Origin of the sequence: Kitasatospora sp. NPDC002965 (assembly GCF_040611255.1) — a bacterium.
Taxonomy (GTDB): domain Bacteria; phylum Actinomycetota; class Actinomycetes; order Streptomycetales; family Streptomycetaceae; genus Kitasatospora.
Map to the genome: position 1 here is coordinate 1 of NZ_JBEXNT010000051.1, position 5,943 is coordinate 5,943.

At 73.3% G+C, this 5,943-nt stretch carries 6 protein-coding genes; all 6 read right to left on the minus strand.

Annotation, left to right across the window (positions count from 1 at the left end; genetic code table 11):
- Nucleotides 1-301 precede the first annotated feature (301 nt).
- Nucleotides 302-730, minus strand: coding sequence for a type II 3-dehydroquinate dehydratase (aroQ, locus tag ABZY91_RS20565; protein WP_329882371.1), 429 nt, complete (start codon nt 728-730; stop codon nt 302-304).
- Nucleotides 731-738: 8 nt separating this feature from the next.
- Nucleotides 739-1,827, minus strand: a complete 1,089-nt coding sequence (gene aroB / locus ABZY91_RS20570) for a 3-dehydroquinate synthase (RefSeq protein WP_329882231.1) — start codon at nt 1,825-1,827, stop codon at nt 739-741.
- The gene (locus ABZY91_RS20575) at nt 1,820-2,341 is read right to left on the minus strand and encodes a shikimate kinase (protein ID WP_329882232.1); all 522 of its coding nucleotides are present in this window, start codon (nt 2,339-2,341) and stop codon (nt 1,820-1,822) included. The genes aroB and ABZY91_RS20575 overlap by 8 nt, the downstream gene beginning before the upstream one ends.
- Nucleotides 2,338-3,522: a chorismate synthase gene (gene aroC, locus ABZY91_RS20580; RefSeq protein ID WP_355404217.1), complete on the minus strand. Its 1,185-nt coding sequence runs from the start codon at nt 3,520-3,522 to the stop codon at nt 2,338-2,340. Before aroC ends, ABZY91_RS20575 begins: the two co-directional genes overlap by 4 nt.
- A gap of 164 nt (nt 3,523-3,686) precedes the next feature.
- A complete protein-coding gene (locus ABZY91_RS20585) occupies nt 3,687-4,517 on the minus strand; it encodes a shikimate dehydrogenase (protein WP_329882234.1) in 831 nt (276 codons plus the stop codon).
- 23 nt (nt 4,518-4,540) lie between these two features.
- Nucleotides 4,541-5,943 (minus strand): endolytic transglycosylase MltG (mltG, locus tag ABZY91_RS20590; protein WP_355404219.1); only part of this gene is annotated, 1,403 nt, incomplete at its 5' end.

Sequence of the window (5,943 nt, forward strand, 5' to 3'; positions counted from 1 at the left end):
GCGGGCGGCACCGGGGGCGGACCGGCAGGCGGGCCCGCGGGCGGCCCGGGCCGGACCACCGGCACGGGTACGGTCGGCGGCCCCGACAGGGAGTCCTGCGAGGACGCGGACGCGACCGGCCCGGCGGCGCTACCGGGACCCGGCGGGACCGGCGGAGCGACGGGACGTGGGGGGAGCCCGCCATCCCCGGCGTACTGCGTCACGGTCACCTCCCGACTTCTTTTCAGCGGGGACACTACACGGCGGCCCGGCAGCTGACACAGTCCGCCGCCGGGCCGCCGACACGCGCGCCGTCCGCCCGTCAGCCCGTGGTGAGCTGCTCGGCGAGCGCACGCAGGGCCAGCTCGTACGAGCCGAGCCCGAATCCGGCGATCGTGCCGGACGCCACCGCGGCGATCACCGAGGTGTGCCGGAAGGTCTCCCGGGCGTACGGGTTGGAGATGTGCACCTCGATCAGCGGCGCGGTCCGCTGCGCGGCGGCGTCCCGCATCGCGTACGAGTAGTGGGTGAACGCGCCGGGGTTGATCACCACCGGGACCCGGCCGTCGGCCGCCTCGTGCAGCCACTCGACCATCTGCTGTTCGGAGTTGGTCTCGTGCACCTCGACCTCGAAGCCCAGCTCCGTGCCGAGCGCGGTGCAGCGCTCGACCAGCCCGGTGTACGAGGTGGAGCCGTAGACGTCCGGCTCCCGGCTGCCGAGCCGCCCGAGGTTGGGGCCGTTGAGCACCATGACCCTGGTCACGACGAGACCTCCGCGTAGGCCGCGACCAGCAGGGACGGGTCGGGGCCCTCCAGCACGGAGGTCTTGCCGAGGCCGTCCAGCACGATGAACCGGATCAGGTCGCCGCGGGACTTCTTGTCGATCTTCATCGCGTCCAGCAGCTTCGGCCAGGCGTCCGCGCGGTAGCTGAGCGGCAGACCGACCGAGGCCAGCACGCTGCGGTGCCGGTCGGCGGTCTCGTCGTCCAGCCGCCCGGCCAGCCGGCCCAGTTCGGCGGCGAACACCATGCCGATCGAGATCGCGGCGCCGTGCCGCCACTTGTACCGCTCGTTGCGCTCGATGGCGTGACCGAGGGTGTGCCCGTAGTTGAGGATCTCCCGCCGGCCGGACTCCTTGAGGTCGCCGGAGACCACGTCGGCCTTGACCTGGATGGCGCGCCGGATCAGCTCGACGGTGTGCGGCCCGGCGGGCGTCCTGGCGCCCTCCGGGTCGGCCTCGATCAGGTCGAGGATGGCCGGGTCGGCGATGAAGCCGCACTTGACGACCTCGGCGAGGCCGGACACGTAGTCGTGCTTCGGAACCGTCTCCAGGGTGCCGAGGTCGGCCAGCACGCCCACCGGCGGGTGGAAGGAGCCGACCATGTTCTTGCCCTCGGCGATGTTGATGCCGGTCTTGCCGCCGACCGCCGCGTCGACCATGCCGAGCAGCGTGGTGGGCATCGAGATCCAGCGGACCCCGCGCAGCCAGGTGGCGGCGACGAAGCCGGCCAGGTCGGTGGTGGCACCGCCGCCGAGCCCGACGACGACGTCGCTGCGGGTGAAGCCGGTCTGGCCGAGCACCGACCAACAGTAGGCGGCGACCTCGGCGCTCTTGGCCTCCTCGGCGTTGGGCACCTGGAGGGCGATCGCCTCGTAGCCCTCACCGAGCAGGTCCTCCCGGACCGCCTCGGCGGTGGCCTCCAGCGCCTCCGGGTGGATGATCGCCACCCGCCGGGCCCGGCCGCCGATCAACGGCGCCAGCTCGCCGAGCAACTGGTGCCCGATCAGCACGTCGTACGGGTCGTGGCCGGCACTGCCGCCGACGTGGATCGTGACGATGTCAGTCATGGGGGGTCTTCAGCTCCAGTGCTTCCAGTACGGCGTCCGCGACCTGCCCGGGGGTGCGGCCGGCGGTGTCGACGACGGCGGTGGCCACCTCCAGGTAGAGGGGACGACGGGCCTCCATCAGCTCGCGCCAGCGGGCCCGCGGGTTGACGGCCAGCAGCGGGCGGGGGGCGTCGAGGCCGACCCGCTTGACCGCGTCGGCCAGCGGGACCTCCAGGAAGACCACCGGCAGCCCGCGCAGCAGGTCGCGGGTGGCGTCCGCCATCACCGCGCCGCCGCCGAGCGCGAGCACGCCGCCGTGGGTCGCGGCGGCGGCCCGCACGGCCGCCGCCTCCAGCGCGCGGAAGTGCGGCTCGCCCTCGTCGATGAAGATGTCGGGGATGGGCTTGCCCGCCTGTGCCTCGACGTCCGCGTCGGTGTCCCGGAACCCGACGCCGAGCCGCTCGGCGACGGTCTGCCCGACGGTGGACTTGCCACTGCCGGGCGGCCCGACCAGCACCACGACGGGTGCGGTCATCGGACGACCAGGTGGTCGAGGTAGCTCCGCACGTTGCGGCGGGTCTCCGACACGTGGTCACCGCCGAACTTCTCGCTCACCGCGTCGGCCAGCACCAGGGCGACCATCGCCTCCGCGACGATGCCGGCGGCCGGCACGGCGCAGACGTCGGAACGCTGGTGGTGTGCCTTGGCCGGCTCGCCGGTCCGCACGTCGATGGTGCGCAGCGCGCGCGGAACGGTCGCGATCGGCTTCATCGCGGCGCGCACCCGCAGCAGCTCGCCGGTGGAGAGGCCGCCCTCGGTGCCGCCGGAACGCCCGGAGGTGCGCCGGGCGCCCTCGGGGGTCGGGACGATCTCGTCGTGCGCCTGGGAGCCGGGCACCCGGGCCAGGTCGAAGCCGTCGCCGACCTCGACGCCCTTGATCGCCTGGATGCCCATCAGCGCGGCGGCCAGACGGGCGTCCAGCCGGCGGTCCCAGTGCACGTGGGAGCCGAGGCCGACCGGCACGCCGTAGGCGAGGACCTCGACCACACCGCCGAGGGTGTCGCCGTCCTTGTGGGCCTGGTCGATCTCGGCGACCATCGCCTCGGAGGCGTCGGGGTCCAGGCAGCGGACCGGGTCCGCGTCGAGCTTCGCCTCGTCGGACGGCAGCGGCAGCACACCGGCCGGGGCCTTGGCGGCCGCCAGCTCGACCACGTGGCTGACGATCTCGATGCCGCAGGTCTCCTTGAGGAACGCGCGGGCGACGGCGCCGAGCGCGACCCGGGCGGCCGTCTCACGGGCGCTGGCGCGCTCCAGGATCGGGCGGGCCTCGTCGAGCGAGTACTTCTGCATGCCGGCCAGGTCGGCGTGGCCGGGGCGCGGGCGGGTGAGCGCCTCGTTGCGGCCGAGACCGGCCAGCACCTCGGGGTCGACCGGGTCGGCCGACATGACCTGCTCCCACTTCGGCCACTCGGTGTTGCCGACCATGATCGCCACCGGGCTGCCCATGGTCTCGCCGTGCCGGACGCCGCCGAGGAAGGTCACCTCGTCCTGCTCGAACTTCATCCGTGCGCCGCGGCCGTAGCCGAGCCGGCGACGCGCCAGCGCGTCGGCCACCACGGCCGTGGTGACCGGTACACCGGCGGGCAGGCCCTCCAGCGTCGCGACGAGTGCGGGGCCGTGCGACTCCCCCGCCGTCAGCCAGCGCAACGTACCCAACGGAGCTCCTTCATCAGCGGACCGGCCGCGCAGCCGCGACCCGCCCGGGCGTGCATGCCTTCTCCCCCGAATCCTTTCATGCCGCGGGACCACCCGGACGCACGGTCCGGGTGACGGACAGCGACCGGCCGAACGGCGGACGGGACGACCGGGGGAGGTCGGGCTCAGCGCCCGGCGAGCGCCGCCTCGCCCGCCGCGCGGACCGCCGCCAGCGGGCCGGGCACCCGACCGGTGAAGAGCTCGTCCTGCAGCACCGCCTGGTGCACCAGCAGGTCCAGCCCGCCCAGCACGGTCGCCCCGCGCTCCGCGCAGACCGCCGCCAGCTTCGTCGGCCACGGGTGGTAGAGCACGTCGAACAGCGCGCCCGGCTCGGCCGGCAGCGCGTCGGCGAAGCCGTCGGTGGCCCCGGCCGGCGTGGTGGAGACGGTCAGCGGTTCGGCCAGCGCCTCGGCGCCGCGCGCCCAGTCGGCGGTCCGGACGACGACGCCGAGCCGCTCCCCCAGCTCCGCCATCTCCCGGGCCCGCTCGGGGCTGCGCACGTAGACGGTCACCTCGCGGGTGCCGATCAGGGCCAGCGCCGCCAGCGCGGAGGAGGCGGTGGCTCCGGCGCCGAGCACGGCCGCCGAGGGGACGTCGGTGACGCCGCGCTCGCGCAGTGCGTTGACCAGCCCGGGGATGTCGGTGTTGTCACCGGTCCGCCGCCCGTCGGCGGTGAACACCACGGTGTTCACCGCCTCGACCGCGCGGGCGGCGTCGCTGATCCCGTCGAGCAGCGGGATGACCGCGCGCTTGAGCGGCATCGTGAGCGAGAAGCCCGCCCACTGGGTCTCGTCCAGCCCGTCGAGGAAGGCGGGCAGGCCCTCCTCGTCGACCTCGAAGCGGTCGTAGCGCCAGCCGTCCAGCCCGAGCGCCGCGAAGGCCGCCCGGTGCAGGTCCGGCGAGAGCGAGTGGGCGATCGGCGAGCCGAGGACGGCGGCCCGGTGCTTGCTGGTCACGCTGGTGTCTCCCTGAGCAGCTGTCACTTCGTCGTGCAGTGGACGGCCACCTTGTCGAACTTCTGGCCGTTCGCCTTGCAGTACTGCTCGACGTTGGTCGCGTGCTCCGTGTCCGTGTCCGCGAACAGGGTCAGCTCCGGCGACATCGCGATGAAGTACAGCCACTTGCCGTCCGCCGGGTTCAGCGTCGCCTTGAGCGCGGCGTCGCCCGGGTTGGAGATCGGCCCGGGCGGCAGGCCCGGATTGTAGTAGGTGTTGTACTTGTTGGACGCGTCGTTGATGTCCTTCTTGTCGAGCACCTTGCGGCCCAGCGCGTACTGCAGCGTGGTGTCCATGCCGAGCTTGCCGTCGATCTTGCCCTTGTCGGCCAGCCGGTTCTGGATGGTCCGGGCCATCTTGGCGAAGTCCTGCGGGTTGTTGCCCTCGGCCTGGAGGATGCTCGCCTCGATGACCACCTCGTAGCCGTTCTTGAGGCCGATCTTGGGGGCTTCCGCGTCCAGGCTCGCATAGCGCTCGACGGCGTTCTTGACCATCTGCTTGAGCAGGTCCTCGGGCTTCATGCCCTCGGAGATCGAGTAGCGGGCCGGCCAGAGGAAGCCCTCGATGTTGCCGTTGGCGTACGCGGGCAGGCCGAGGCTGCCGACCTGGGCCTTGGCGACCTCGGCCGTGGTGCCCTTGGCCAGCTTCAGCTTGTCGTCGATCTTCACGAAGGTGGCGGTGGACGTCAGCCCCTCCTGGACGATCAGCTTCTCGCCGCCGTTCGCGTCCACGAGGGCCGCGACCGCGGCCTCGGCGGACATCTCGCGGGGGAGGGTGTAGGTGCCGTACTGGATGGTGGTGCACTTGGGGTTCTTCTCGCACGCCTTGCTGAAGGCGTCGACGCTCTTGACCACGCCGGCCGCCTTCAGCGCGGCGCCCATCTGGGCCCCCACGGCGCCCTGCTTGATCTCGACCGTCGTCGAGCCGGAACCCTGGCCGACGAAGTCCGGCGGCGGGCCGAAGTGGTCCTGGTAGAAGCCGTAGCCCCACCAGCCGGCGCCGCCCACGGCACCGACCAGCACCAGGGCGACCACCAGGCAGGCGCCGCCGTTGCGGCGCCCCGACTTCTTGCCCTTCTCCTTGCGCTTCTTCTTGGCCTCGCGGGACTGGTCCTGGTCGCCGAGGAACCCGTCCTGCTCGTCGAGCGCTTCGCCGGCGTCCTCGGAGTACTCCTCCTCGTGGCCGTCCCACTCGTCCTCGGCGTGCTCGGGGCCGGTCTCCGGCCCGTCGGCGCCGGCCTCCAGCGCGGCGGCCTCGGCCTCCCAGTCGATGCCGTCCGGGCCCGGACCCGAGGGCTGCGCGGCGGCGGGCGCCTTCTGCTGCCGCGGTCCGGCCTGCGGGGCCCCGGCCTGCTGGGGTACGGGCTGTTGCGGTACGGGCTGCTGCG

Coding starts and splice junctions, on each gene's coding strand:
- aroQ (WP_329882371.1), bottom strand. CDS start 730: ATGGTGCTCAACGGCCCCAACCTCGGGCGGCTCGGCAGCCGGGAGCCG.
- aroB (WP_329882231.1), bottom strand. CDS start 1,827: ATGACTGACATCGTCACGATCCACGTCGGCGGCAGTGCCGGCCACGAC.
- ABZY91_RS20575 (WP_329882232.1), bottom strand. CDS start 2,341: ATGACCGCACCCGTCGTGGTGCTGGTCGGGCCGCCCGGCAGTGGCAAG.